This window comes from Bradyrhizobium ivorense (genome assembly GCF_900696085.1).
In the GTDB taxonomy this organism is placed as follows: domain Bacteria; phylum Pseudomonadota; class Alphaproteobacteria; order Rhizobiales; family Xanthobacteraceae; genus Bradyrhizobium; species Bradyrhizobium ivorense.
In genome coordinates, this window is sequence record NZ_CAADFC020000030.1 from 193939 (window position 1) to 217421 (window position 23483).

Here is a 23483-nt window from a genome sequence, read left to right on the forward strand (position 1 = left end):
GTCTCTCTCCTTCCGGAGAGACCCATCAGGACGGGCGATGTCGCGCGCGCTGAAAATCTCGGTCGGGCAATTCTCTGATAAGGGCCGCAAGGACGCCAATCAGGATTTCCACGGCGTGCTGATCCCCGCAGAGCCGCTGCTCGGCCTGAAGGGGATATCGGTCGTGCTCGCCGACGGCATCTCGTCGAGCAGCGTCAGCCGCATCGCCGCCGAATCCGCGGTCAAGGGCTTTCTCACCGACTATTACTGCACCTCGGAATCCTGGTCGGTGAAGACCTCGGCGCAGCGGGTGCTGGAGGCGACCAATTCCTGGCTGCACGCGCAGACCAGGCGGAGCCAGAACCCGTACGACAAGGACAAGGGCTACGTCTGCACGCTGAGCGCCATGGTGATCAAATCGACCACGGCGCATCTGTTTCACGTCGGCGATTGCCGGATCTACCGCGTCGCCGGCCACAGCCTCGAGCAGCTGACCAACGATCATCGCGTCGTGATCTCGTCGCAGCAGAGCTATCTCGGCCGCGCGCTCGGCGTGAATCCGCAGCTCGAGATCGACTACCAAAACCTGCGGCTCGAGCCGGGCGACACCTTCCTGCTGGTGACCGACGGGATCTACGAACACGTGCCGCCGCGCCAGCTCGCCAAGACCATTCTGGACCATGCAGCCGACCTCGACCTTGCGGCGCGATCGCTCGCCGAGCAGGCGTTCGAGCGCGGCAGTCCGGACAATCTCACCGCGCAGATCGTCCGCATCGACGAATTGCCTGATGGCGAGGCCAGCGAGGTGTTCGGCCAGCCCGGCGAACTGCCGCTGCCGCCGCTGCTCGAGGCGCGGATGCGGTTCGATGGTTACCGCATCGTGCGCGAGCTGCATGCCTCGCACCGCAGCCACATCTATCTCGCCGTCGACGAGGAGTCTGGCACCACCGTCACGATCAAGATCCCGTCGATCGATTTGCGCGACGATCCGGCCTATTTGAAGCGCTTCATGATGGAGGAGTGGGTCGCCAAGCGGATCGACAGCCCGCATGTGCTGAAACCCTGGCTGCCGCAGCGCCGGCGCAATTTCCTCTACGTCGCGACCGAATATGTCGACGGCCAGACACTGACGCAGTGGATGATCGACAATCCCGCGCCCGCGCTGGAGACGGTGCGCGACATCGCCGAGCAGATCGCCAAAGGGCTGCGCGCCTTCCACCGCAAGGAAATGCTGCACCAGGACATCAGGCCCGACAACATCATGATCGACAAAACAGGCACGGTGAAGATCATCGATTTCGGTTCGACGCGGATCTCGGGCGTCGCCGAGGCGGCGCCGTCCGGCAGCGATGATATTCTCGGCACCCAGCAATACACCGCGCCGGAATATTTTTTGGGCGAGGGCGGCTCGGCGCGCTCCGACCTGTTCTCGCTCGGCGTCGTCACCTACCAGATGCTAACGGGACGGCTGCCCTATGGCGCACAGCTCGCGCGCGCCCGGACCCGCGCCGATTTCAACAAGGCGGTCTATAGCCCCGCCACCCATGGCGGCCGCGACATCCCGACCTGGGTCGACGGCGCGCTGGAGCGCGCGGTGCATCCCAACCCGCTGAAGCGCTACGAGAGCTTTTCCGAGTTCCTGTTCGATTTGCGCAATCCCAACGCAAAGTATCTGACGACGTCATCGACCCCGCTGATCGAGCGCAACCCGGTGCTGTTCTGGAAGTCGACGACCCTGCTGCTGGCACTGGTCATCGTGCTGCTGCTCGCCTACGGCGCGCATCATTGGCGGTAGGGGATGCGCCGGCCTATCCCGGTCATTGCGAGAAGCGAAGCGACGAAGCAATCCATCCTTCCGCATATGCGGAGCGATGGATTGCTTCGCTTCGCTCGCAATGACGGGGATAGAGGGATAGAGCGTCGCGTACAAAACTATCCCCGTCATCCTGAGGTGCGAGCCCTGCGGCGCAATTGCGCCGCTGGGCGAGCCTCGAAGGATGAATCGGCCACCAGCCGGGCCGTGCATCCTTCGAGGCTCGCAAGGGCTCGCACCTCAGGATGACGGGATAACGCAATCAATGCGTCCCATCTCCCACAATCGGATCAAGCCCGCTCTTGACCAGCGCGTCGCGGGCGTCGGGCGAGGCGAGGAAGCTGATCAGCGCCTTGCCGGCGTCGGGCTCCTTCGACACCGTGGCGATGCCGGCGGAGAACACCGTGATCTTCTGCAGCGGCTCCGGCAGCGGGCCGACGATGTCGATGCCGGCGACCGGCTTGAGCTCGGAGATCTGCTGGAAGCCGATCTCGGCCTCGCCGTGCGCCACGATCTCGCCGACCGGGGTGGCCGGGATCATCCGCGCCTTGTCCTTCATTTGATCCGCGATGCCGAGCTTGCTGAACATCTCGGTCGAGACATAGACGCCGCTGGCGCTGTCGGAATAGGCGATGGTTTTCGCCGCCAGCAGCGCCTGCTTGACGCTGTCGGCCGGGCTGATGTCGGGCTTCGGCGCGCCGGATTTCACCGCGATGCCGATCGGCGACTTCACGAGGTCGACGCGGCTGTCGGGCTTGACCTTGCCCTGCTTGATCAGATCTCCCAGTGCGTAGCCGACCATGATCAGCACGTCGGCCGGCTCGCCGCGCTCCAGCCGCACCGGGATCGCGTTGGTGGTGGTACCCATCGACGGCCCGAACGCGGTGACCACCTTGTGCCCGGTCTTGCGCTCGAACTCCGGCACCAGCGCCTTGTAGGCGGCGGTCAGCCCGCCCGAGATCATGACATGGACCTCGGCGGCCGATGCGGCCGAAGTGAAGGCGAGGGCGGCGGTGACGGCGAGCGCAAGGGCGCGGCAGGCGGGGCGCATGGAGGGTTCTCCCTGGACGATTCTTGGGGACGGGTCGTCGTGGCGGGGGACACTACTGCGCGGGAAGAGGCGTGGCTAGTCGCCACGCGTCATTGCGAGCGCAGCGAAGCAATCCATCCATCCACGTCCGAGGTGGCAATGGATTGCTTCGCTTCGCTCGCAATGACGGGGAAAGAGCGTCGCTAGCCCCTCACGCATTCACATGCACGAAATCGCGCAACAGCGGATAGATCTCGTTGTTCCAGCGCTTTCCCGAGAACACGCCGTAATGGCCGACGCCGGCCTGCATGTGATGCACCTTGCGATAGGTGCGCACGCCGGTGCAGAGGTCCTGCGCCGCCAGCGTCTGGCCGATCGAGCAGATATCGTCCTTCTCGCCCTCCACCGTCATCAGGCCCATGCGCCGGATCGCGGCCGGGTTGACCGGGCGGCCGCGATGCATCAGCCGGCCCTGCGGCAGCAGATGCTCCTGGAACACGTCGCGCACCGTTTCGATGTAAAATTCCGCCGGCAGGTCCATCACCGCGAAATATTCGTCGTAGAAGGTCTTGATCGTCTCGGCCTTCGCGGTTTCGCCTTTGGCGAGATGACGCGCCAGCTCGACGTGCTGCTTGATGTGGCGCTCCAGGTTCATTGAGACGAAGGCGGTGAGCTGGACGAAACCGGGATAGACCTGGCGCAACGCGCCCTTGCACTGCACCGGCACGTAGTTGATCAGATTGTCCTCGAACCATTTGATCGGCTTGCTCTTGGCGAAGCCGTTGACCTTGGTCGGCTGGATCCGCGTGTCGATCGGCCCGGCCATCAATGTCAGCGACGCCGGCCGCGCCGGATGATCGTCCTCCGACATGATCGCGGCCGCCGCCAGCGCCGACACCGAGGGCTGGCAGATCGCCACCATATGCGCGCGCGGGCCGAGCTGGCCGAGGAAGTCGATCAGATGGTCGGTGTAGTCCTCGAGCCCGAAGCGGCCTTCCTCGCGCGGGATGTCGCGCGGATTGTGCCAGTCGGTGATGTAGACGTCGTGATCCTGCAGCAGCGTCTTCACGGTGCCGCGCAGCAGCGTCGCGAAATGCCCGGACATCGGCGCCACCAGCAGCAGCCGCGGCTGCTCCGGCCCGTCGACTTTCCTGAAATGCAGCAGCGAACCGAACGGCGTGGCGTAGGCGACCTCCTCGGTGACCTGCAAGTCTCTGTTGCCGACGGTGACGCTGTCGATGCCGTAAGCGGGCCGCGTATAGGTCAGGCTGGCGCGGGAGATCAGCTCGAGCGCGGCGGCGAGCCGGCCGAAGGTCCGGTCGGAGGCGCCCTGCGGCACCAGATTGAGATATTTCAGCGCCGCCGCGGCGCCGGTCCGCCATGGCGCCGTCAGGTCCATGTGGTTCTGATAGGCTTGGTACAGCATCGACATCATACGCATCCGCCCCTTGCCAGGCACACCATGCAATATCGACGCCAGAGCAGGGGCCGCTGCCCCGAAAACTGGCACGTGGCTTGCCAGCAAAAACGACTGAAGCCCAAACCTTCGGCACCGTTTGGGCGGCGTTGGCGTGGGGAATGGGCATGGCGAAGACGACACTCACCATCAGCAGCAAGAACTATTCGTCCTGGTCGCTGCGCGGCTGGCTGCTGGCAAGATTTGCCGGGTTGGAGTTTGAGGAGATCGTCGTCGCGCCCGATGACCCGGCGGCACGGGCCGAATTGCTGCTGCTGTCATCCTCGATCCTGGTGCCCTGCCTGCGCCACGAGGGCGCGACGGTCTGGGATACGCTGGCGATCGGCGAGTATCTCAACGAGATCATGCCGCAGGCCGGGCTGCTCCCGGAGGACCGGATCCAGCGCGCGCATTGCCGCTCGATCTGCGGCGAAATCCATTCCGGCTTCACCACCTTGCGGGCCTCGCTGCCGGTCAACCTCAAGGGCCATTTCCCCGGCTTCAAGATCTGGTCGCGCGCGCAGGCCGACATCGACCGTGTCTGCAGCATCTGGCGCGATTGCCTCGCTGCATCGGGCGGGCCGTTCCTGTTCGGCAAACGCCGCACCATGGCGGATGCGATGTATGCGCCCGTCGTGACCCGCTTCCTGACCTACGACGTGAAGCTCGGACCCGATCTTGCCGCCTATGCCACCACCATCATGATGATGCCCGAGATGACCGAATGGATCGCGGCGGCGAAGGCGGAGCCGGCCGACGTCGAGGAGCTCGAGGTCGAATACTAGGCAGCCGGCTGCACGCCTGACCGCATCGGCGGTCCAAGCGCCGGGCAGGCCTGCTCAATGGACGTGCCGCAAGTGATCATTGGCTGCGGCCGCCGGGGCCGCCTCGCGACATCGGCCATGCGCAAATTTCCGCTTTGCTTCAGATGCTTCCGGCAGAGTGACGATCGCAGCCACCGCAGCGAACGCCGCTGGCAAGGATTTCGCATAGGAGTTCCCGAGCTGTGACCGCGACGATGCGACGCTGCCGAAAATTTGGACGCTGAGCCCGCGCCGCGATCTCGCGAACACGAGAACCGTGGAGGCTTCAGATGAACCAGCATGCCGTCGTCAGCAAATTCTCCCACGTCAAACCTGCCGATACCGAGTTCAAGGGCGGAGGTCTGCGCGACTTCTTCCTGTACCGCGATCTCGGCATTGCGGATGCCACCGGCGGGCAGGTGATCTGCCATCTGGTCAAGGCCAATCCCGAGCTGCCGCCGGAGCAGGGCACCGGCTGGCACAAGCACCTCTGCGATTTTCAGATCGTGATCATGACCAAGGGCTGGGCCCGCTTCATGTACGAGGACAAGGAGACGCTGGTCGAAGCCGGCGACGTCATCCATCAGCGCCCCGGCATCACGCATTATCTGTTCGATTACTCCAAGGACATGGAATACCTCGAGATCGTCAGCCCGGCCGACTTCAAGACCGTGGATGTCGAGCCGGCGACCGACAAGGTGCCGCCAGTCACGCCGTGGTCCTGATCGAACGGAGCCGACGCGATGTCATCAGCGGAAGAATTAACCTTTATCATCGGCCGCTGGGTGCGGCCGGTCATCATGGTTCTGTATGTGGTGCGTTGCCTCGGACTGATCGCCACATCTAGCCGTGAACAAGCGCGTACGACGCGCGATCAGTGATTCGGACGCGGTTCGTTCCGTCCGTGTTCCGGATCTTAAGGCGGTGAGCACGCGCGTCGCGTTTTGAAACAGGCGCGCGTGCGTCGTGCTGGATCGGTCCCTCGCGGCGATGTCGGCGCGAGCGTGCGTTGCAGCTCTCCTCGCGGCAAAGGCGAGGCGCTTTGCTGCGAGGATGATCCAACGAGGGTTGCGGAAATCCGGCCTAGGCCAGGCCTGCCTGCTTCTCCCGCGGCATGCGCCAGGCGATGACGTTGGCCTCGAGCGCGCCGCCGGTCGTGTCATTGCGCCACTGGCCATCGACGAAACGGCAGGCGAACGGCAACTGATACGTTCCACTATGATCTTCACAAAGCACTTCCACGCGCTGGTGGGGCGAGGGTTCGCCATTGCCATCGAATTGCGCCAGCCGTTTTTCGCGCGTCGCCATGTGATCTGTCTCCACTGCCCAAGGTCGAGCCAAATAGGGGTCGAACCAAACAAGTTCCGAAGGCCCCCGTCCCCACGAGAAGTCCCCGTAATGGGTGAAGCACACCGCTTGAATGCGGTATCAGTGTGGTATGGCTGCCTTGCTTTCAGCGTCGTGAGCACAAAACTGTGAATGACGCGCCCGGCCGGAGGATGATGGATGATCGCTCGTATCGCTCTCGCACTGTTCGTGCCGCTTGCATTCGGCATCGCCGCAAGCGCCCGCGCGCAGGACGTGCCCGGCATCGAGATCTGCACCGTGGAAAAAACCATGGAGCGTCGTACCAGCTGTCTGCAGAGCAATGTCGATTTCCTGCAGAAGACCATCAGCAAGCTGACCTCGGATCATCAGCAGAAACTCGACGCCGCCAATCGCCAGATCGCCAACCTGCAAGGCACGGTCGCGAGTTTGCAGAAGCTCGTTACGGATCTGCAGACCGCGCAGGGCAAGCTGGCCGATGATTTGAAGAAGAAGGCCGACGCACCGGCGGCAAAGGATGCTGCGCCTGCCGCGAAGGAGGGGACGAAGTAGCTCTCATCATTGCGAGGAGCGAAGCGACGAAGCAATCCATCGCTCCTCATACGCGGGCCGATGGATTGCTTCGCTTCGCTCGCAATGACGGTGGAGAGCTAGTCGCTCACGCCACCCGGTACGTCTCCATCACGTCGCGGTCCGGCTCGTAGCCGAGCCCTTCGCCCTGCGGCACGGCGACATGGCCGTTGGCGTCGACGTCGATGCGGTCGCCCCACAGGCAGGCAGGGCGCTTCATGAAGAACACCTCGATCAGGCCCTCGTCGCGGATCGCCATCAGATGCAGCGTCGCGAGGAAGCCGGGTCCGAAATACGGCGAGTGCGGGATCACCTTGACGCCGAACTCGTCGGCGAGCACGGCCACTTTCAAGAATTCGGTGACGCCGCCGACCTTGATCACCGACGGCTGGGCGTGGCTCACCGCGCCGGCGCTCATCATCTGGCGGAATTGATGCACGGTGCAGGCGTTCTCGCCGGCCGCGATGTCGAGCCGGCCCTCCCGGCGCACGTCGGCCAGCGTCGCAAAATCCTCCGGCGGCCACACCGGCTCTTCCAGGAACAGCGGCGCGGCCTGCTTGCAGTCGCGCGCGAACTGGATTGCCGCCGGTCCATCCAGCGGGCAGTTCATGTCGACCATCAGCGGCACGCCGGGGCCGATCGCCTCGCGCGCGGCGGTGACGGCAGGAATCGTGGTCTCGTGCAGCTTGATCGCGGAATAACCAAGCTTGATCGCCTTCTTGCATTCGCTGGCGATGTGTCCGGCATTGCCGATCCGCATCAGGCTGGCATAGGCCGGGATGGTCGTGCGCCGGGCGCCGCCGATCAGCTGATGCAGCGGCACGCCTTTCACCTTGCCGGCGAGATCCCACAGCGCGATGTCGAGCGCCGAGATCGCAAACATCGTGATGCCGTAGCGGCCGAACAGATGCAGGTTGCGCTGGATCTGCTCCATCACGGCGGGGATGCCGGAGGCATCGGGCACCTCGAGGCCGCGCGCCTGCGGCGCGATCATCTCGGTGACAGCCATGCAACTCGTCTTCGGGCAGACATAGGCAAAGGCATCGCCCCAGCCGGTGAGGCCGGCATCGGTCGACACCTCGACGATCACCATGTCGAGCGCCGAGATCGCCGATGCGCCCTGGCGGAAGCTCGCGGGACCGGCGTCATAGGGGATGCGGATATGGTGAGCGCGGACGTCGGTGATTTTCATTGTTGTTGTCCTTCCGATCGCAGGACGGGCTTCGTGATTGTCGTGGCCCGTCATATTCGCCTGACGAACGGCTTCATTGCCCTTCGCCAGGTTCCAGCTAATCAAGTGTAGCGCATAACAAGTCTAGCGCGTGAATCGTGTCGAAGACGTGGATGCCCGGCAGCCGGCTACGCCAAGGCTTCGCCGGGCCCGGGTGCAGGCCTCGACGAAGCTTTGGCGAAGGCGGGCACGGGGCCCGGGCATCACCAACGCCGGAATTTGCGCAGCGCGACGCCTACGAGCTCTTCTCGCCGCTCATGATCGGGCCGAAGCGCTCCCAGCTCTCGCCCTTGAACCGCATCATCTGCAGCTGCTCGATCGGAGCGTAATCGTCAGGGCTGGTCTTGATCCTGGTGCCCGGCAGATAGATGCCGATCTCGAAGTTCAGGCTGGCGGCCTGCTTCATCAGGTTCTCGCGGGTGAGGTTGTCGCCGCACTGCCGCAGCACCTGCTCCAGCCCCTTGGCGACGCCGTAGCCGAACACGGTCGCGGCATCGTCGAGGTCGCCTTCGGGATACCATTTGGTCATGAAGGCGCGCCACTCGGTCATCGCCGCATCGTTCTTCCACTCGGCGTCCTTGGGATCCTTGAGATAGGCCGTCGACAGCACGCCCTGGCTCGCCTCGTAGCCGGCCGGCTTCATCACGCCGCCGATCGAGCCCGACACGTTGGTCAAAAATTGCACCGGATGCCAGTTGAGCTCGGCGGCCTTCTTGATCGCCTGCGCCGCGAATTTCGGCGTCGAGATGTTGACGAAGATGTCAGGATTGGCGCCCTTGATCTGCACGATCTGCGAATCCACCGTCGGCGACGCGGTCTCGTAGGAAGATTCGACGACGATCAGCTTCTTGGCCTGATCGCCCAGCCCTTCGTGCAGGCCGATCAAATAGTCCTTGCCGAAGTCGTCGTTCTGGTAGAGCACGCCGATGGTCTTGCCCGGATAATTCTGCAGGATGTATTTGGCATAGATCCGCGCCTCGACCTGGTAGCTCGGCTGCCAGCCCATGGTCCACGGAAAATTCTTCGGGTCGTTCCACTTCGCGGCCCCCGTGGAGACGAACAGCTGCGGCACCTTCTTGGAGTTCATGTACTTCTGGATCGCGGTGTTGCCGGGCGTGCCCAGCGGGTTGAAGATCAACAGCACCTCGTCGCTCTCGACCAGCTTGCGGGCCTGCTCGACCATCTTCGGCGGCGAGTAGGCGTCGTCGTACGAGATGAAGTTGATCTTGCGGCCGTTGATGCCGCCTTCGCTGTTGAGCTTGTTGAAATAGGCGGCTTCGGTCTTGCCGATGGTGGCGTAGGCGGACGCCGGGCCGGAATAGGGCATGATGTTGCCGACCTTGATCTCGGTATCGGTCGCGCCCGGATCGTATTTCTTCTGTGCGTTGGCGGCGCCTGCGACGGCAAGCGTCACAAGGGCCGCAAGTGCTGCGGATAGGGCATAGCTCAGGCGTCGGTGATGCATCATTGTCCTCCCTGACAGTCTGGCCGCGGCTCAGTTTTGTTTATCGGGCAGCTTGTGAGCCGTCGGATCGATGCGACAGCGAGTATGCACGATTGCGACCATGTTGCCAGCGACGGCGATGCGCTAGATTTCCGCGCAGCGGAACCGAAGTTTCAGCGGCCGACCCGCAAGGGCGATCAAGCGCCGGACGCAGCCGCGTCGCATGATGCGCCTGCTTTGCAAGGGAAACGCTGTCCATGAATCCGGCCCAGAAGGCGCTCTGGTACATCGAAAGCCATCTCCGCGCGCCGCTGACGCTCGACGAGATCGCCGGCGTCGCCGGGGTTTCGCGCTTTCATCTGGTGCGCGCCTTCGCGGAGGCGACCGGATTTCCGGTGATGCGCTATGTGCGGGCGCGCCGCCTCAGCGAGGCCGCGCGCGAGCTCGCGGCCGGCGCGCCCGATATCCTCTCGCTCGCGCTGGACGTGGATTACGGCTCCCACGAAGCGTTCACCCGCGCGTTCCGCGACCATTTCGGTGTCACGCCCGAGACGGTGCGTGCAACGACGTGCCTCGCCACGCTCAAGCTCCAGGAGCCGATCAGCATGATCTCGACCGCCCTCGATCACATCGATCCGCCGCGCAAGGCGACCGCCAACGCATTCCTCGTTGCCGGCATCGGCGAGCGCTACAATCTCGGCAATGGCGGCGGCGCCGGCATTCCGAACCAGTGGCAGGAGTTTCACCTCAAGCACGCCGAGATTCCGCGCCGGGTCGGCAATCTCGCTTATGGCGTCTGCTGCAACGGCGACGACGCCGGCAATTTCGATTACATCGCCGGCGTCGAGGTCGCCGATTTCTCCGACCTGCCGCGCGAATTCGCCCGCGTGCGGATTCCGGCGCAGACCTATCTGGTGTTCACGCACACCGACCACATCTCGACCATCCGCCGCACCGTCAACACCATCTGGAACCGCTGGCTGCCGCAATCCGGCATGAAGGTCGCCGACGCCCCGAACTTCGAGCGCTACGACGACAAGTTCGATCCGGCCACCGGTAATGGCGGGCTGGAGATCTGGGTCCCGGTGGAGGGGTAGGGGCGTCGGCTGAATGCGATCAACCAACCCGTCATCCTGAGAGGGCGTGAGGAAATACAGCCGTCATTGCGAGGAGCGATAGCGACGAAGCAATCCATGCCACCGCATATGCCGCGCGATGGATTGCTTCGCTTCGCTCGCAATGACGGAGGATAGAATTGCGTATAACCTCTCACCGTCATTCTGAGAGGGTGTGAAGCTTTGTCCTCACCTGCACCTGTCATCGCCCGGCCTGTGCGCAATTGCGCACATGGACCGGGCGATCCAGTACGCCGCGGCCTCTCGCTTCTAACACCGGCGTCTCTGGAATACTGGATCACCCGGTCAAGCCGGGTGATGACACCGAGCAAGCTGAGCAAACCAACACCGTCATCCCCGCGCAAAGGCTTCGCCTTTGTCGCTGGAGGTGCGAGCCTCTTCGGCGAGCCTCGAAGGATGAATCGGCCCGGCTGGTGGCCGTCGACCCTTCGAGGGCCGCTGAAGAAGCGGCCACCTCAGGGTGACGGGACTGACAGCGGCGCAACACATTCGATGTCGTCCCGACTTTCGCCGGGACGGCAAGTTGGGATCAATGCGCGAGATCCAACACCGTCATCCTGAGGTGCGAGCCTCTTCGGCGAGCCTCGAAGGATGAAGCGGCCCGGCTGGTGGCCGTCGATCCTTCGAGGGCCGCTGAAGAAGCGGCCATCTCAGGGTGACGGGACTGACGGTGGCGTGCGTGAGCGAGGGCCAGCTTAATGCGACCGTGCCAGGCAGAACGCGACCACCGCTTCCAGCGCCGTCTTCATCGGCGAGGGCGGGAACAGGGCCAGCGCGTCGACCGCCATGGCGCCGTAGTGCTGGGCGCGGCTGATGGTGTCCTCCAGCGCGCGGTGCTTGGTCATCAGGCCGATGGCGTGGTCGAGGTCGCTCGCGCCGATCTCGCCGCGCTCCAGCGCGCGCACCCAGAACTTGCGCTCGGTGTCATTGCCGCGGCGGAAGGCGAGCACCACCGGCAGCGTGATCTTGCCCTCGCGGAAATCGTCGCCGACATTCTTGCCGAGCTTGGCGGACTTGCCGCCATAGTCGAGCACGTCGTCGACCAGTTGGAAGGCGATGCCGAGATTCATGCCGACCGAGCGGCAGGCGGTCTGCTCGGCCTTCGGCCTGTTGGCAATGACAGGCCCGACCTCGCAGGCGGCGGCGAACAGCTCGGCGGTCTTGCCGCGGATCACGGCAAGATATTCGTCCTCGGTGGTCGCGGTGTTCTTGGCGGCGGCAAGCTGCATCACCTCGCCCTCGGCGATGGTGGCGGCGGCGGCCGAGAGGATGTCGAGCGCGCGCAGCGAGCCGACCTCGACCATCATGCGGAACGCCTGGCCGAGCAGGAAGTCGCCGACCAGGACGCTGGCCTCGTTGCCCCACAGCATCCGCGCCGAGAGCTTGCCGCGGCGCAGCTCGCTCTCGTCGACCACGTCGTCATGCAAGAGGGTTGCGGTGTGCATGAACTCGACCGCGGCGGCGAGCTTGATATGGCCGTCGCCGGCATAGTCGGAGAGCTGGGCCATCGCCAGCGTCAGCATCGGGCGCAACCGTTTGCCGCCCGACGAGATCAGGTGGTTGGCGACCTCCGGGATCATGGTGACCTCGGAGCCGGTCCGCGAGAGGATCGCAGCGTTGACCCGCTCCATGTCGGCGGCGACCAGTCCCACCAGCCCGTCGATCGAAGCATTGGACGGGCTTTCGAAGGGTACAATAACCGCCACGCTGGTCTCCAATTTTGCCGAATTCGCACTATCCTCAGCTATAACAATAGAAACTGCGCGGTGAAGCGGCAAGGCCACGAAATTGTTGACATGTGTCGCAGCCGCAGCACAGCCAGAGGCTGGGCGGGCCAGAGGAGAACGAGTTTTGCGGGAATTGGTTCGGACCAACGACATGGTGCTGGTCTCCGCCGTCGGCGCGCTGCTCGACAGCGCTAACATCCATCATCTGGTGCTGGACCAGAACATGAGCGTCATCGAGGGCTCGCTCGGCGTGCTGCCGCGGCGGATCCTGGTGCACGAGGACGATGCCGGCCAGGCCCGCCAGCTTCTGACCGACGCCGGCCTCGGCCACGAATTGCGGGCCGATGACTAGGGCGTTTTCCAGCGAAGTGGGCCCCGGCTCGCGTGAGGAAAACGCGTCAAAAAACGAGTCTCAGGCCGCCGTCACCGAGGACCGATTCCTCGGTGGGCAATTGCGCCTGCGGCAGCCGCGGACCGGTCATCGCGCCGGCCATGACGCGATCCTGCTGGCAGCGGCGACACCAGCGCGTCCGGGCGACCGCGTCGTCGATCTCGGTTCCGGCGTCGGCGCGGCCGGGTTTGCGGTGGCGCGGCGGGTCGGCGGGATCGATCTGGCCCTGGTCGAGATCGATGCTGCGCTGGCCGCGCTCGCCCGCGACAATGCCGCGGCGAATGCGATTGCCGCCGACGTGATCGTGCTCGACGTCGAGGCCGATGCGGCGGCCTTTGCCGCGGCCGGCCTGGGGCCCGATAGCGCCGACGTCGTGCTGATGAACCCGCCATTCAATGATTCCGTGCGGCATCGCGCCTCGCCGGATGCCGTCCGCGAGCGCGCGCATGTCGCGACCGCGACCACGCTGGCAAGCTGGGTCCATGTGGCGCGGCGGGTTCTGAAGTCGAACGGCCGGCTAGCGATGATCTGGCGGGCCGACGGCATTGCCGAGGTGTTGTCCGCACTCGCGCGCGGCTTCGGCAGCCTCGAGATCATCCCCCTTCACGGTGACGTGACGTCGCCGGCGATCCGAATCCTGGTGCAGGCCACCAAGGGGGGCCGGGCGCCGACGCGGCTCCATGCCGCACTGCTGCTCAATGAAGAGTCAGGCGTGCCCAATAAATGGGTAGAGGAGATCTTGGCTGGACAGGGAGGATTGCCGTTGGCGCGGCCATAAGCGGGCGGTTCGCCGCCCGCGTCGTGATGGGCGTGGGTTACTGCGGGGCCGTTTCCGACTGGCGTTCCGGCGTAGACGTGAAGCGGATTGCCGTGAGCAGTGTACCGATCAGAAAAATGAGCAGATAGATTTTCATGTCCCCTCTCCGCCGCGCATTGCAACCACCCAACGGCAAGAATGCAAAACGCGTTCCGCGTATTCCAATGACAGTGGCGTGATAAAAAGTGGTTAATTCGAGGTAAGCGCATGAGTGAACAAATAAGTGATCGGCAGCAGCGTTCGGGCGGCGTGGTGGAGCGCGTGCAAGAGATGCTTCCGGCGCGCTTCAGGCGCGGGGCGGCCGTCGTGCCGGTGGTGCGGCTGGCGGGCGTGATCGGCGCGGTAACGCCGCTGCGGCCCGGCATGACGCTATCAGGCGTCGCCAAGATGCTCGAGCGCGCCTTTGGTACGCGGAATGCCAAGGCGGTGGCGCTGGTGATCAATTCGCCCGGCGGTTCGCCGGTGCAGTCGCGCCAGATCTATCTGCGCATCCGCCAGCTTGCCGCCGAGAAGAAGCTGCCGGTGCTGGTGTTCGTCGAGGACGTGGCGGCGTCCGGCGGCTACATGATCGCCTGCGCGGGCGACGAGATCTATTGCGACCCGTCCTCGATCCTCGGCTCGATCGGCGTGGTCGGCGGCAGCTTTGGTTTCCAGGAGGCGATCAAGAAGATCGGGATCGAGCGGCGGCTCTATACCGCGGGCATCCACAAGGCGACGCTCGATCCGTTCCTCCCGGAAAACCCCGATGACGTCGCGCGGCTGAAGGCGATCCAGCGCGAGATCCACGCCATCTTCATTGCGCTGGTCAAACAGAGTCGCGGCGGGCGGCTGAAGGGCGCCGAGGACGAGCTGTTCACCGGCGAATATTGGGCGGGCGAGACCGCTGTTGGCCTCGGGCTCGCCGACGGCATCGGCGATCTGCGCTCGACGCTGCGCGCCCGCTATGGCGAGAAGGTGCTGACGCCGGTGATTGCACCCGCCAGCGGCATGCTGTCGGGCCTGCTTGGCCGCCGGGCGCCGGGGGCGGGGTCGCTGGCGGCGCTGGATGGCATCGCCGCCCTGCCGGACGATCTGATCTCGGCGCTGGAAACCCGGGCAATTTGGGCCAAATTCGGATTCTAACGCGGTTGTGAGCGCGCCATTTAGTCCCAAAAGCGCGGTTGCGGCACGGTTACGGTTGCGCGAGAATACCGGTCCGACGTGAACGACAAGGATCGACCGATGCCGCCGCTGATTGCATTCGCAGGCGTTTTGGGAGGCCTGGCCGTAGTCCGCTGGGCCTACAGGACGGCCACTCGGATCAACCAGGAACTGGAAGAAGTCCGGCTTGCCCGGATGGAGCAGGCCGCCCGCGCAGGCGAGATCAAGACCCTGCGTCAGGACCCCGTGACCGGAGCCTACCGGCCGGTGTGAACCGTTCTGTCATTCCGGGGCGTACGCAAAGCGTACGAACCCGGAATCTCGAGATTCCGGGTTCGATGCTGACGCATCGCCCCGGAATGACGCTTCAAATCCCCCATCGCCTTGATTCCATTGGCTGCCGCCGATACGGTCCCGCGCGCTTCAAAACCCCCTCGCGAGATCGATTCTGCCGATGGACGCCCTGCCTGACCACATGCGCCCGGAACGTTCGTTCCAGGGCTTCATCCTCGCTCTCCAGCGCTTCTGGGCCGAGCAGGGCTGCGTCATCCTGCAGCCCTACGACATGGAAATGGGCGCCGGCACCTTCCATCCCGCCACCACGTTGCGCGCGCTGGGGCCGAAGCCGTGGAACGCGGCCTATGTGCAGCCGTCGCGGCGGCCGAAGGACGGTCGCTACGGCGAGAACCCGAACCGCCTGCAGCACTACTACCAGTTCCAGGTGATCATGAAGCCGTCGCCGCCGAACCTTCAGGAACTGTACCTGAAGTCGCTCGCCGCGATCGGCATCGATTCCGCGGTTCACGACATCCGCTTCGTCGAGGACGATTGGGAAAGCCCGACGCTCGGTGCCTGGGGGCTGGGCTGGGAATGCTGGTGCGACGGCATGGAGGTGTCGCAGTTCACCTACTTCCAGCAGGTCGCCGGCGTCGAATGCGCGCCGGTCTCCGGCGAACTCACCTACGGGCTCGAGCGCCTCGCGATGTATGTGCAGGGCGTCGACCGCGTCTACGACCTCAACTTCAACGGCCGCGAGGGCGCCGAGAAGGTCACCTATGGCGACGTATTCCTGCAGGCCGAGCAGGAATACTCGCGGCACAATTTTGAGCATGCCGACACCGCGATGCTGTTCGAGCAATTCAGGATGGCCGAGGAGGCCTGCCGCAAATATCTCAATGCAGGTTGGCGTGAGGGCGACAACCAGAAGGAACATCTGATGGCCTTGCCGGCCTACGACCAGTGCATCAAGGCGAGCCACGTCTTCAACCTGCTCGATGCCCGCGGCGTCATCTCGGTGACCGAGCGGCAGAGCTACATCGCGCGCGTCCGCGATCTGGCAAAAGCCTGCGGCGAGGCGTGGATCCACACTGAAACGGGCAGGGCGGCCTGATGCCCGATCTTCTCCTCGAACTGTTCTCCGAAGAAATCCCCGCCCGCATGCAGGCGAAGGCGGCGGACGATCTGCGCCGCATGGTGACCGACAAGCTCGTCGCCGAGGGCCTGGTCTATGAGGGCGCAAAAGCGTTCGCGACGCCGCGGCGCCTCGCGCTCACCGTGCACGGCATTCCCGCGCGCCAGCCCGACCTGAAGGAAGAGCGCCGCGGCCCGCGCGTCGGCGGCCCCGAGCCCGCGATCCAGGGATTTTTGAAGGCCACCGGCCTCGCCTCGATCAGCGAGGCCAAGATCCAGCACGACAAGAAGGGCGACTTCTACATCGCGCTGATCGAAAAGCCCGGCCGCGCCGCGATCGACGTGATCGCGGAAATGCTGCCGGTGATCATCCGCACCTTCCCCTGGCCGAAATCGATGCGCTGGGGCGCGCGCTCGGCGAAATCAGGCTCGCTGGTCTGGGTGCGCCCGCTGCATGCGATCACCGCGACCTTCGGGCTGGAGACCGAGGAGCCTGACGTGGTGCCGTTCGAGGTCGACGGCATCAGGGCCGGACAGACCACCTACGGCCACCGCTTCATGGCGCCCGGCGCGATCTCGGTGCGCCGCTTTGAGGACTACGAGGCCAAGCTGAAGGCGGCAAAGGTCATCCTCGATCCGCAGGCGCGCAAGGACATCATCCTCGAGGACGCCAAGGAGCTGGCGTTCGCGCAAGGGCTCGAACTGGTCGAGGACCAGGTGCTGCTCGACGAAGTTTCCGGCCTCGTCGAATGGCCGGTCGTGATGATGGGATCGTTCGAAAAGGAATTCCTCGCGATCCCCGACGAGGTGATCCGCGCCACCATCCGCAACAACCAGAAGTGCTTTGTGGTCAAGGACCCCAAGACGGGGAAGCTGACCAACAAGTTCGTGCTGACCGCGAACATCGAGGCGCCCGACGACGGCAAGACCATCGTCGCCGGCAACGAGCGCGTGATCCGCCCGCGGTTGTCGGACGCGAAGTTCTTCTACGAGACCGACCTGAAGACCAAGCTTGAGGACCGGCTGCCGAAATTCGAGCAGATCGTGTTCCATGAGAAGCTCGGCACGCAGGCCGAGCGCATCAAGCGCATCGAGCGGCTTGCCGCCGAGATCGCGCCGCTGGTCGGCGCCGACGTCGAGAAGACCAAGCGCGCCGCGCGGCTGGCGAAGGCGGATTTGCTGACCGAAGTCGTCGGCGAATTCCCCGAGCTGCAAGGCCTGATGGGCAAGTATTACGCGCTGGCGCAGGGCGAGGATGCATCCGTTGCGGCTGCGAGCGAGGAGCATTGGAAGCCGCAGGGGCCGACGGATCGTGTGCCGACCGATCCTGTGAGCGTTGCTGTGGCGCTGGCCGACAAGCTGGATACGCTGGTTGGATTCTGGGCGATCAACGAGAAACCGACGGGGAGCAAGGACCCATATGCGCTAAGACGAGCGGCGCTCGGCGTCATCAGACTTATCCTTGAAGGTCAGCATCGCCAAGCGTTGGCGAGCTTATTCAAATCCTCATATCTTCTTCACCTCCTCAGGATTCAAAAGGGCGACGTGTTGGTGTTCCTACCCGCGGAGGGTAAGGAGGGCCACGCATCAATCACCTCGCATTTTGCAGAAGATCACAACTTTCGGAAGGAGTTTGATTTTTCAAAGCCGGCATTGGTTTGTATTTCCAAAGACAAGAACGAGACAGAACGTCAAACTGAGGATTCAGTTACCTTTACGCTGAAGGGGCTGGACCCTTACTACGAAATAATCGACGAGTTGCCCCCATACGATCGGCTTCGATCTGATCTCCTCGCCTTCTTCGCCGACCGCCTGAAGGTGCAGCTCCGCGAGCAGGGCGCGCGTCACGACCTCGTCGATGCTGTGTTCTCGCTCGGTGGCCAGGACGATCTCCTGCTCGTGGTCCGGCGCGTCGAGGCGCTAGGCAAGTTCCTCGACAGCGACGACGGCAAGAACCTGCTTGCGGGAACGAAGCGCGCCAGCAACATCCTCGCGATCGAGGAGAAGAAGGACAAGCGCACGTTTGACGGCGCGCCCGATGCGGCGCTCTACAAGCTCGGCGAGGAGAAGGCACTCGCTGCGGCGATCGATCAGGTCAAGCGCGAGGCCTCCGCCGCCGTCGCCAAGGAAGACTTTGCCGCCGCGATGAGCGCGATGGCAAAGCTGCGTCCGGCGGTCGATGCGTTCTTCGACAAGGTCAAGGTCAACGACGACGACCCGAAGGTCCGCGAAAACCGCCTGAAGCTGCTCAACGAGATCCGGGCCGCGACGCGCGCGGTGGCGGACTTCTCCAAGATCGAGGGCTGATCGATGGACCGCGCGACGCTCGCCGCCTACGACAAGCAGGCGGCGGCGTTTGCGCTGGACTGGCACGAGCAGCCGGCGCCGACCGATCTGCACGCGATCGTTACGCGTTTCTTCGTCAAGGGCGGCGCGACCGCCGACATCGGCTGCGGCAGCGGCCGCGAGGTGGCGTGGCTGAGTGCCAACGGCTTCGCGGCCGAAGGGTTCGACGCTTCCGACGGCCTGCTCACCGAGGCCCGCACGCGTTATCCGCAGCTGCGCTTCACGCATGCCGAACTGCCTGAACTCACCGGCATCGCGGCCGGCAGCTTCGACAATGTGCTGTGCGAGACCGTCATCATGCATCTCGATCCCGCGCTGATCGCGCCGTCGGTCCGCCGCATGTTCGAGATCACGAAGCTGGGCGGCGTGCTCTATCTGAGCTGGCGGGTGACCGACGGCGCGGACCTGCGCGATGCGCACGGCCGGCTCTATGCGAGCTTCGATGCGGCAAAGGTACGGGCCGAATTGACGGCGGCCGAACTGCTGCTCGACGAAGAGGTCGTCAGCGCCTCATCCGCCAAGGTTATCCACCGGATCGTTGCGCGGAAGGGCCGCTGATCAGCCAGTCCGCCGGCGATCCGCGTCAGTTCAGCCTCGGCATCCTCAAGCAATATTCTTCGATGAGTTCCGAGGAACGGCTGGCGACCAACTGGACGCCCGATTTCCAGGACGCCGCGATCAAGAGCTACAAGTCCACCTCGACGCTGCTCTCGCTGCTGAGGTCATAGACCACGACAGAAAAGCCCCGCCCGGAGGGGGAGCCGGGCGGGGCTTTCTGGTCCGGTCGATCCTCGCGCACATCCGCTTGCGCGGCGCCCGGACTGTCCGTTCAGGCTATCGCGCTGATCAAGCTCGATCTAGTCGACCACCTGAACGATCCGGCGCGACCGCGGCTCGACCAAAACGGTCTCGCCGTTCACGACGGTGTAGCGATAGGGCGTCGCGCCGAACCGCTGCGGCACGTCGTAGGTGGTCACGCCGGCTTCGGGCAGCACCGTGCCGATCACGACGCGGTCCGGAATGGTGTAGTTCGGCACGCGCTCGCGCACGATGTATTCACGGAACGCCGGACGCTGTTCGACCGTGAGGCCGTAGTCGTCCTCAACTGCGACCGGAGGACCGCCGCGCACGATGCCAACGGTCTGCGCCTGTGCGGCAACAGCCGGCACCGTGATCGCAGCAGCAACGGCTGCAACGGCAAGTAATCTGTTTCGCATGGCTCGCTCCATTTCACGTTCATGCTTCAACGCGCCGGCCTTCGCCAGCACGCATGTCGAGCCAATGCATCCGGTGTTGTGATGTTCCGGAAAAACGGCTGTCATATACGCGGCATTTTCGAGCAAATTTCGTGAGGAGGGGAACCCGTTGGCGCGTCGGGCGTCTTGATGTGGGAACCTGGCCAGCAGATAAACTGCGGCCCTCGATTCGACCTCCCGAAAACTGCCGGAGAAACTTCAATGACCATCACCGCTGGGCATTTGCCTGCCATCGTGGCTCTGATCGCAGGCATTCTGATCCTGATCATGCCGCGGCTGCTCAACTACATCGTGGCGATCTACCTGATCTTCGTCGGGCTGGTCGGCATGGGGTTGCTGAAGTGGCTCCACCTGTAGCGGGAAAGCGGGGTTTCGCGGCTTGCGCGGAACCCCCCAAAATGGTGTAAGGCGCGCATCTTCGACCCCTCTTTTCGGATTGTTGTCTGACATGGCCAAAGCCGTCGCGAAGTCCAAGAAAACTGCCGAGAAAACTGCAGCGAAATCAAAGTCCTCTGCACCGGCCCGGAAGGCCGCGCCGGTGCGCAAGGCGCTGAAAAAGAGCGCCCCGAAGGTGGCGCCGAAGGCTGCCGCCAAGCCCGCGGCAAAGCCTGCCAGCAAGACGCCAGCAAAGGCGGCTCCCGCTGTGAAGGCGCCCGCGATCAAGGCCGGCAAGTGGGTCTATACGTTCGGTGACGGCAAGGCCGAGGGCCAGGCCGGTCTGCGCGATCTGCTCGGCGGCAAGGGCGCCAACCTCGCGGAAATGGCCAATCTCGGCCTGCCGGTGCCTCCCGGCTTCACCATCCCGACCTCGGTCTGCACCTATTTCTACGAGCACGACAAGACCTATCCGAAGGAACTGAAGGCCCAGGTCGAGAAGGCGCTCGACTATGTCGGCAAGATCACCGGCAAGAGCTTTGGCGATGCCAAGAACCCGCTGCTGGTGTCGGTGCGCTCCGGCGCGCGCGCCTCGATGCCGGGCATGATGGACACCGTGCTCAATCTCGGCCTCAACGACCAGACGGTCGAAGCGCTGGCCGAGCTCTCCGGCGACCGCCGCTTTGCCTATGACAGCTATCGCCGCTTCATCACGATGTATTCGGACGTGGTGCTCGGCTTCGAGCATCATCACTTCGAGGACATCCTCGACACCTTCAAGGACAGCCAGGGCTATTCGCTCGACACTGACCTCACCGGCGACGACTGGGTCGAGCTGGTCGGCCAGTACAAGGAGGCGGTGGCGAAGGAGACTGGCCACGACTTCCCGCAGGATCCGCATGACCAGCTGTGGGGCGCGATCGGCGCGGTGTTTTCCTCCTGGATGAACGCGCGCGCGGTGACCTACCGCAAGCTGCACGACATCCCGGAGTCGTGGGGCACCGCCGTCAACGTGCAGGCGATGGTGTTCGGCAACATGGGCGAGACCTCGGCGACCGGCGTCGCCTTCACCCGCAATCCCTCGACCGGCGAGAGCAAGCTCTACGGCGAGTTCCTGATCAATGCGCAGGGCGAGGACGTCGTCGCCGGCATCCGCACGCCGCAGGACATCACCGAGGAAGCGCGCCAGGAGTCCGGTTCCGACAAGCTGTCGATGGAAGCCGCGATGCCCGCGGCGTTCAAGGAGCTGACGCGGATCTACACCCAGCTCGAGAAGCACTACCGCGACATGCAGGACATGGAGTTCACGGTCGAGCAGGGCAAGCTGTGGATGCTGCAGACCCGCGGCGGCAAGCGCACCGCGAAGGCGGCGCTGCGCATCGCGGTCGAGCTCGCCAATGAAGGCCTGATCTCGCGGCAGGACGCGGTGACGCGGATCGATCCGGCCTCGCTGGATCAGCTGCTGCACCCGACCATCGATCCGGCGGCGAAGCGCGACGTGATCGCGACCGGCCTGCCGGCCTCGCCCGGCGCGGCATCGGGCGAGATCGTGTTCTCGTCGGATGAGGCCGCCAAACTGCAGGCCGACGGACGCAAGGTGATCCTGGTCCGCATCGAGACCAGCCCGGAAGACATTCACGGCATGCACGCCGCCGAGGGCATCCTGACCACGCGCGGCGGCATGACCTCGCACGCGGCGGTGGTCGCGCGCGGCATGGGCAAGCCCTGCGTCTCCGGCTGCGGCACCATCCGCGTCGATTACGGCCGCGGCACCATGACCGTCGGTCAACGCACCTTCAAGACCGGCGACGTCATCACCATCGACGGCTCGGTCGGCCAGGTGCTGGCCGGCCGCATGCCGATGATCGAGCCTGAGCTGTCCGGCGAGTTCGGCACGCTGATGGGCTGGGCCGACGAGGTCCGCAAGCTCGGCGTCCGCGTCAACGGCGACACGCCGGATGACGCGCGCACCGCGGTGAAGTTCGGCGCCGAGGGCATCGGCCTCTGCCGCACCGAGCATATGTTCTTCGAGGAGACCCGCATCCGCACCGTGCGCGAGATGATCCTCTCCGAGGACGAGCAGTCGCGCCGCTCGGCGCTGTCGAAGCTGCTGCCGATGCAGCGCGCCGACTTCGTCGAGCTGTTCGAGATCATGCAGGGCCTGCCGGTCACGATCCGCTTGCTCGATCCGCCGCTGCACGAGTTCCTGCCGCACACCCAGGCCGAGATCGAGGAAGTGGCGCGGGTCATGAACACCGATCCGCGCAAGCTCGCCGACCGCGCCCGCGAGCTTGCCGAATTCAACCCGATGCTCGGCTTCCGCGGCTGCCGTCTTGCGATCGCCTACCCGGAAATCGCCGAGATGCAGGCACGCGCGATCTTCGAGGCCGCGGTCGAGGCCGGCAAACGCACCGGCAAGCCGGTTGGTCTCGAGGTGATGGTGCCGCTGATCGCGACCAAGGCCGAGTTCGATCTGGTCAAGGCGCGGATCGACGCCACCGCGAGCGCGGTGATGAAGGAGACCGGCGTCAAGCTGAGCTACCAGGTCGGCACCATGATCGAGCTGCCGCGCGCCTGCCTGATGGCCGGCGAGGTGGCGGAGACCGCCGAGTTCTTCTCATTCGGCACCAACGACCTGACGCAGACCACCTACGGCATCAGCCGCGACGACGCCGCGAGCTTCCTCGGCACCTATGTCGCCAAGGGCATTCTGGAGATCGATCCGTTCATCTCGGTCGATCGCAGCGGCGTCGGCGAGCTGGTGCAGATCGGCGTCACCCGCGGCCGCAAGACCCGGCCGAGCCTGAAGGTCGGCATCTGCGGCGAGCACGGCGGCGATCCCGCCTCGGTCGCGTTCTGCCACGAGGTCGGCCTCGACTACGTCTCGTGCTCGCCCTATCGCGTGCCGATCGCGCGCCTCGCCGCAGCGCAGGCCGCGCTCGGCAAGGCGATCGCCAGCCAGGCGTGAGCTGCTGGTCCAACTACAAGTGACGAATGCCCGGGCCTGGTCCCGGGCATTTTCGTTTTGAGCACTGCCGGTCCAGCACCGTCATTGCGAGCAAAGCGAAGCAATCCATTCTCACCGCGCATGTGGAGGGATGGATTGCTTCGCTGCGCTCGCAATGACGGTGGAGAGAGTCGTAACACTTCCTTCACCATCTTCATTGACCGGATGTTCACGATCTCCGTCCGCCGCGCATTTACCAAGCTTCGCGATGCAGCAGGCGAGATCG

General features: G+C 64.6%; 22 protein-coding genes. 15 read left to right on the forward strand and 7 right to left on the reverse strand.

Features of this window, described 5'->3' with window-relative positions:
- Window positions 1-37: 37 nt before the first annotated feature.
- A complete protein-coding gene (locus tag CI41S_RS36920) occupies window positions 38-1774 on the forward strand; it encodes a bifunctional protein-serine/threonine kinase/phosphatase (RefSeq protein ID WP_139863962.1) in 1737 nt (578 codons plus the stop codon).
- 280 nt (window positions 1775-2054) lie between these two features.
- On the opposite strand, the gene CI41S_RS36925 is transcribed toward CI41S_RS36920, so the two are convergent.
- Window positions 2055-2843 (reverse strand): substrate-binding domain-containing protein, encoded by a 789-nt coding sequence (locus tag CI41S_RS36925; RefSeq protein ID WP_139863963.1) that lies wholly within the window; start codon window positions 2841-2843, stop codon window positions 2055-2057.
- 190 nt (window positions 2844-3033) lie between these two features.
- Window positions 3034-4257 (reverse strand): polyhydroxyalkanoate depolymerase, encoded by a 1224-nt coding sequence (locus CI41S_RS36930; RefSeq protein WP_139485658.1) that lies wholly within the window; start codon window positions 4255-4257, stop codon window positions 3034-3036.
- 149 nt (window positions 4258-4406) lie between these two features.
- On the opposite strand from CI41S_RS36930, the gene CI41S_RS36935 reads away from it, so the two are divergent.
- The 3 genes from CI41S_RS36935 to CI41S_RS43895 all read left to right on the forward strand — a co-directional run bounded on the left by CI41S_RS36935 (window position 4407) and on the right by CI41S_RS43895 (window position 5962).
- Entirely contained in the window at window positions 4407-5063 is a 657-nt protein-coding gene (locus tag CI41S_RS36935) for a glutathione S-transferase family protein (protein ID WP_139863964.1), read from the forward strand.
- Between the two features lie 308 nt (window positions 5064-5371).
- Window positions 5372-5806, forward strand: coding sequence for a cupin domain-containing protein (locus tag CI41S_RS36940; RefSeq protein ID WP_139485660.1), 435 nt, complete (start codon window positions 5372-5374; stop codon window positions 5804-5806).
- A gap of 18 nt (window positions 5807-5824) precedes the next feature.
- Window positions 5825-5962 (forward strand): hypothetical protein, encoded by a 138-nt coding sequence (locus CI41S_RS43895; protein WP_172627070.1) that lies wholly within the window; start codon window positions 5825-5827, stop codon window positions 5960-5962.
- A 202-nt stretch (window positions 5963-6164) separates the two neighbouring features.
- On the opposite strand, the gene CI41S_RS36945 is transcribed toward CI41S_RS43895, so the two are convergent.
- On the reverse strand, window positions 6165-6389 hold the full coding sequence (locus tag CI41S_RS36945) for a hypothetical protein (protein WP_139485661.1): 225 nt from the start codon (window positions 6387-6389) through the stop codon (window positions 6165-6167).
- 198 nt (window positions 6390-6587) lie between these two features.
- On the opposite strand from CI41S_RS36945, the gene CI41S_RS36950 reads away from it, so the two are divergent.
- A complete protein-coding gene (locus tag CI41S_RS36950; protein ID WP_139485662.1) occupies window positions 6588-6959 on the forward strand; it encodes a hypothetical protein in 372 nt (123 codons plus the stop codon).
- A 106-nt stretch (window positions 6960-7065) separates the two neighbouring features.
- On the opposite strand, the gene CI41S_RS36955 is transcribed toward CI41S_RS36950, so the two are convergent.
- Together CI41S_RS36955 and CI41S_RS36960 are read right to left on the reverse strand one after the other, a co-directional pair.
- On the reverse strand, window positions 7066-8169 hold the full coding sequence (locus CI41S_RS36955) for a mandelate racemase/muconate lactonizing enzyme family protein (RefSeq protein WP_139863965.1): 1104 nt from the start codon (window positions 8167-8169) through the stop codon (window positions 7066-7068).
- 274 nt (window positions 8170-8443) lie between these two features.
- The gene (locus CI41S_RS36960) at window positions 8444-9676 is read right to left on the reverse strand and encodes an ABC transporter substrate-binding protein (protein ID WP_139863966.1); all 1233 of its coding nucleotides are present in this window, start codon (window positions 9674-9676) and stop codon (window positions 8444-8446) included.
- 233 nt (window positions 9677-9909) lie between these two features.
- Between CI41S_RS36960 and CI41S_RS36965 the strand changes: the two genes are divergently transcribed.
- Window positions 9910-10749, forward strand: a complete 840-nt coding sequence (locus CI41S_RS36965) for an AraC family transcriptional regulator (protein WP_139863967.1) — start codon at window positions 9910-9912, stop codon at window positions 10747-10749.
- A 734-nt stretch (window positions 10750-11483) separates the two neighbouring features.
- Here the strand turns inward: CI41S_RS36965 and CI41S_RS36970 are convergent.
- Window positions 11484-12494, reverse strand: a complete 1011-nt coding sequence (locus CI41S_RS36970; protein WP_139863968.1) for a polyprenyl synthetase family protein — start codon at window positions 12492-12494, stop codon at window positions 11484-11486.
- Between the two features lie 145 nt (window positions 12495-12639).
- Here CI41S_RS36970 and CI41S_RS36975 point away from each other — a divergent pair, with 145 nt between their 5' ends.
- The 7 genes from CI41S_RS36975 to CI41S_RS37005 all read left to right on the forward strand — a co-directional run bounded on the left by CI41S_RS36975 (window position 12640) and on the right by CI41S_RS37005 (window position 19177).
- Window positions 12640-12867, forward strand: a complete 228-nt coding sequence (locus tag CI41S_RS36975; RefSeq protein ID WP_139485667.1) for a putative signal transducing protein — start codon at window positions 12640-12642, stop codon at window positions 12865-12867.
- A complete protein-coding gene (locus CI41S_RS36980) occupies window positions 12860-13684 on the forward strand; it encodes a tRNA1(Val) (adenine(37)-N6)-methyltransferase (RefSeq protein ID WP_139863969.1) in 825 nt (274 codons plus the stop codon). Before CI41S_RS36975 ends, CI41S_RS36980 begins: the two co-directional genes overlap by 8 nt.
- A gap of 246 nt (window positions 13685-13930) precedes the next feature.
- Window positions 13931-14845 carry a S49 family peptidase gene (locus CI41S_RS36985; protein WP_139863970.1) on the forward strand — a complete coding sequence of 305 codons (915 nt, stop codon included), beginning with the start codon at window positions 13931-13933 and terminating at the stop codon, window positions 14843-14845.
- Window positions 14846-14944: 99 nt separating this feature from the next.
- Entirely contained in the window at window positions 14945-15136 is a 192-nt protein-coding gene (locus tag CI41S_RS36990; RefSeq protein WP_139485670.1) for a hypothetical protein, read from the forward strand.
- A 181-nt stretch (window positions 15137-15317) separates the two neighbouring features.
- The gene (locus CI41S_RS36995) at window positions 15318-16253 is read left to right on the forward strand and encodes a glycine--tRNA ligase subunit alpha (RefSeq protein WP_139863971.1); all 936 of its coding nucleotides are present in this window, start codon (window positions 15318-15320) and stop codon (window positions 16251-16253) included.
- Window positions 16253-18580 carry a glycine--tRNA ligase subunit beta gene (glyS, locus tag CI41S_RS37000; RefSeq protein WP_139863972.1) on the forward strand — a complete coding sequence of 776 codons (2328 nt, stop codon included), beginning with the start codon at window positions 16253-16255 and terminating at the stop codon, window positions 18578-18580. The genes CI41S_RS36995 and glyS overlap by 1 nt, the downstream gene beginning before the upstream one ends.
- Before the next feature lie 3 nt (window positions 18581-18583).
- Window positions 18584-19177 carry a class I SAM-dependent methyltransferase gene (locus tag CI41S_RS37005; RefSeq protein ID WP_139863973.1) on the forward strand — a complete coding sequence of 198 codons (594 nt, stop codon included), beginning with the start codon at window positions 18584-18586 and terminating at the stop codon, window positions 19175-19177.
- A gap of 299 nt (window positions 19178-19476) precedes the next feature.
- Here the strand turns inward: CI41S_RS37005 and CI41S_RS37010 are convergent, their stop codons facing one another.
- A complete protein-coding gene (locus CI41S_RS37010; protein ID WP_139863974.1) occupies window positions 19477-19836 on the reverse strand; it encodes a DUF1236 domain-containing protein in 360 nt (119 codons plus the stop codon).
- 240 nt (window positions 19837-20076) lie between these two features.
- On the opposite strand from CI41S_RS37010, the gene CI41S_RS37015 reads away from it, so the two are divergent.
- Window positions 20077-20232 carry a DUF3096 domain-containing protein gene (locus CI41S_RS37015; RefSeq protein WP_139485676.1) on the forward strand — a complete coding sequence of 52 codons (156 nt, stop codon included), beginning with the start codon at window positions 20077-20079 and terminating at the stop codon, window positions 20230-20232.
- A gap of 91 nt (window positions 20233-20323) precedes the next feature.
- Entirely contained in the window at window positions 20324-23218 is a 2895-nt protein-coding gene (gene ppdK / locus CI41S_RS37020) for a pyruvate, phosphate dikinase (RefSeq protein ID WP_172628343.1), read from the forward strand.
- Window positions 23219-23483: the final 265 nt, after the last annotated feature.

Coding starts and splice junctions, on each gene's coding strand:
- CI41S_RS36920 (WP_139863962.1), top strand. CDS start 38: ATGTCGCGCGCGCTGAAAATCTCGGTCGGGCAATTCTCTGATAAGGGC.
- CI41S_RS36925 (WP_139863963.1), bottom strand. CDS start 2,843: ATGCGCCCCGCCTGCCGCGCCCTTGCGCTCGCCGTCACCGCCGCCCTC.
- CI41S_RS36930 (WP_139485658.1), bottom strand. CDS start 4,257: ATGATGTCGATGCTGTACCAAGCCTATCAGAACCACATGGACCTGACG.
- CI41S_RS36935 (WP_139863964.1), top strand. CDS start 4,407: ATGGCGAAGACGACACTCACCATCAGCAGCAAGAACTATTCGTCCTGG.
- CI41S_RS36940 (WP_139485660.1), top strand. CDS start 5,372: ATGAACCAGCATGCCGTCGTCAGCAAATTCTCCCACGTCAAACCTGCC.
- CI41S_RS43895 (WP_172627070.1), top strand. CDS start 5,825: ATGTCATCAGCGGAAGAATTAACCTTTATCATCGGCCGCTGGGTGCGG.
- CI41S_RS36945 (WP_139485661.1), bottom strand. CDS start 6,389: ATGGCGACGCGCGAAAAACGGCTGGCGCAATTCGATGGCAATGGCGAA.
- CI41S_RS36950 (WP_139485662.1), top strand. CDS start 6,588: ATGATCGCTCGTATCGCTCTCGCACTGTTCGTGCCGCTTGCATTCGGC.
- CI41S_RS36955 (WP_139863965.1), bottom strand. CDS start 8,169: ATGAAAATCACCGACGTCCGCGCTCACCATATCCGCATCCCCTATGAC.
- CI41S_RS36960 (WP_139863966.1), bottom strand. CDS start 9,676: ATGATGCATCACCGACGCCTGAGCTATGCCCTATCCGCAGCACTTGCG.
- CI41S_RS36965 (WP_139863967.1), top strand. CDS start 9,910: ATGAATCCGGCCCAGAAGGCGCTCTGGTACATCGAAAGCCATCTCCGC.
- CI41S_RS36980 (WP_139863969.1), top strand. CDS start 12,860: ATGACTAGGGCGTTTTCCAGCGAAGTGGGCCCCGGCTCGCGTGAGGAA.
- CI41S_RS36985 (WP_139863970.1), top strand. CDS start 13,931: ATGAGTGAACAAATAAGTGATCGGCAGCAGCGTTCGGGCGGCGTGGTG.
- CI41S_RS36990 (WP_139485670.1), top strand. CDS start 14,945: ATGCCGCCGCTGATTGCATTCGCAGGCGTTTTGGGAGGCCTGGCCGTA.
- CI41S_RS36995 (WP_139863971.1), top strand. CDS start 15,318: ATGGACGCCCTGCCTGACCACATGCGCCCGGAACGTTCGTTCCAGGGC.
- glyS (WP_139863972.1), top strand. CDS start 16,253: ATGCCCGATCTTCTCCTCGAACTGTTCTCCGAAGAAATCCCCGCCCGC.
- CI41S_RS37005 (WP_139863973.1), top strand. CDS start 18,584: ATGGACCGCGCGACGCTCGCCGCCTACGACAAGCAGGCGGCGGCGTTT.
- CI41S_RS37010 (WP_139863974.1), bottom strand. CDS start 19,836: ATGCGAAACAGATTACTTGCCGTTGCAGCCGTTGCTGCTGCGATCACG.
- CI41S_RS37015 (WP_139485676.1), top strand. CDS start 20,077: ATGACCATCACCGCTGGGCATTTGCCTGCCATCGTGGCTCTGATCGCA.
- ppdK (WP_172628343.1), top strand. CDS start 20,324: ATGGCCAAAGCCGTCGCGAAGTCCAAGAAAACTGCCGAGAAAACTGCA.